This is a genomic window from Thiolapillus sp. (genome assembly GCF_048562965.1).
In the GTDB taxonomy this organism is placed as follows: Bacteria; Pseudomonadota; Gammaproteobacteria; order Chromatiales; family Chromatiaceae; genus Thiolapillus; species Thiolapillus brandeum_A.
Genome location: NZ_JBHNMF010000527.1, coordinates 1 through 2,193, shown reverse-complemented (window position 1 = coordinate 2,193; position 2,193 = coordinate 1). Strand labels below are relative to the sequence as shown.

Annotated in this window: 1 protein-coding gene; it reads right to left on the bottom strand. The window is 48.1% G+C overall.

What is annotated here, in order from left to right; genetic code table 11:
* Positions 1-313: 313 nt before the first annotated feature.
* On the bottom strand, positions 314-2,193 hold a 1,880-nt coding region (locus tag ACOCD2_RS17255; protein ID WP_419625829.1), incomplete at its 5' end, for a BPTD_3080 family restriction endonuclease.

Sequence of the window (2,193 nt, the reverse complement as noted above, 5' to 3'; positions counted from 1 at the left end):
TGCGCAAAGTGCCTTCCAATTCCTCAAACTCATTGGAGGTAAGGCGGTATTCATAGAGAGAACGACCATCAGGCCTCGATAATCCACGCTTCTCCAGGAGGCTACGCTTATATTCCTTAAACGCTGTAAAGGTCATTGTTATCCCTTCCCATTCCTACGAAAAACTTTGTGTCGCAAGCTAATGATGGAAATCCAACTTGCACCACTGTGTAACCACAAAAATTGGCAGCAAATATCACCGAACCTATTGCATCAATATATCCTGAGCTATTGCGTCGCTGTGCCGGATGTAACCATGAACCTCCTTTCTGATTCATGTTTGATCGCCAACAACTGCAGTTAACATTTTGTCAAACTCGCTTGCTATCTTTTTCTCGAAATCCATTTGCATCTCGTAAACATCGGTGAACTCCGCAAAAGCCCACCGACCCTGTGTGCCCAGATGGTTTACACCAGGCACCCAATGGGTTTCCATGGTGGCTTTCTTTTCCTTGGCATCCTCCCGCCGATAACCCTTGATCTCAACAATGAGATTCAGCAGATCATCTTTACCACGACCATCATCTATTTTGACGATAAAATCAGGAATATATTTGCGTATTTCAGAACCATAACGATAGGGCACTTCCAGACCTAGATTATGGTTTTTGACATATGCTTTTACTCTAGGATGAGATTCAACCACTCGGCAGAATTCCCCTTCCCAATCACTATCAAGTATTGCCCAGTTGATATGGCATTTATCGGCTGCAGTTTCCCAGCGCTCAGTCTTGGATGTGTTGAAATTAACATGAGCGGTGCTGCCTGTGGGATTATAGGGATCAAGAATAGCAACAACCGGTCTTTCGCCAATCAAAGCACGAGTAACTCCAGCCGTTATACGTTCACAGGCCATATCTGCTAATTCCTGATACATGAGCTGGGCAGGATAAGTGCCGCCCTTACAGACCAGGCAGCAGTCTAACCATTGTCGTGTGATGCGCTTGAGTTGCCCAAAGAGATGCAGCTTGGGTTCTTCTCCCGGATCACGCCACTTGGTATAAAGTAATCGCTGAGTAAGATGAAATAGCAAAGTGGATCGACGCATATCACCCAGATGTTCGAGATTCAGATCCACACCTTCACCAATGATACCTGCGTTTCTGGTCTCAGATGGTCCAACTAAATCTGGCGTCAGTTCCAGCACCGAATCGTCATTGAATGACGCAGTAAGTCTTTCTTCAGGCAGCTCGACACGATACCCTGCCACACGCGGAAAACGGATCTCCAGTGCATCACGCTCAGGTCGAACTGCTTTTACCTGAATGGTTTCACGAGGCGGCTGCGGTGGAGCAACCACAGGCTTGGCTGTGAAATCAAATGGAATGCCCAGTACATCAGCATATTCCACGTTAAACAGCCCTTCTTCATTCAAGTCATAGGATTGGCGACGCAAAGCGCGGCCGATGACTTGTTCACACAGCAACTGGGTGCCAAAGGCCCGCACACCAAGAACATGAGTCACATTATTGGCATCCCAACCTTCAGTGAGCATTGATACAGAGACCACGCAGCGCACTGATTCACCCAGCTGACCACGCTTGCCGACCGTATTCATGACTTCACGCAACAGATCGGCATCAGTCAATCCCTCTGCCTGACGGCGATCACCTGTGCGCTCGATGATCTCTCTGCGGAAACGCTCAATCTCATCGACAGCCATCTTGTGGAAGTTCTTGTCCAGGATCTCCCCTGATTCAAGCTGTTCGCTGTCGATCAACAAGGTACGTGGTCGTGGAATGGGATTACCATGCTCATCATAGTTCCTGAACAAAGACAGACGGCCATTCTCCAACGTAGTAGAGCCATCCTGGTTCTCCCGATGGAAACCAGAAATGTAGTCATATACCAGCTTTGATGTGGAGGTGTTATTGCAGACTACAATGAAACAAGGTGGCACATGCACTCCTTCTGCCTTTTCCCATAACTCAAAGGTCTTTTGGTAATGGCCATAGAGTGCATCCAATGCTGTCTTGAGAGGAGCAGGTAATGCAAGTGGATCAAGCTCCTTAGCCTTGCCTCTGCCTTTCTTCGGCATGTCTTTACGAATATGCTCCCATAAGGTGCGGAACATGGGCATATCGGCACCGGGGATGTTGTCCGCCACCGGAACTCGGGGAAGTTTGACGATGCCACATTCAATGGCATCCATGA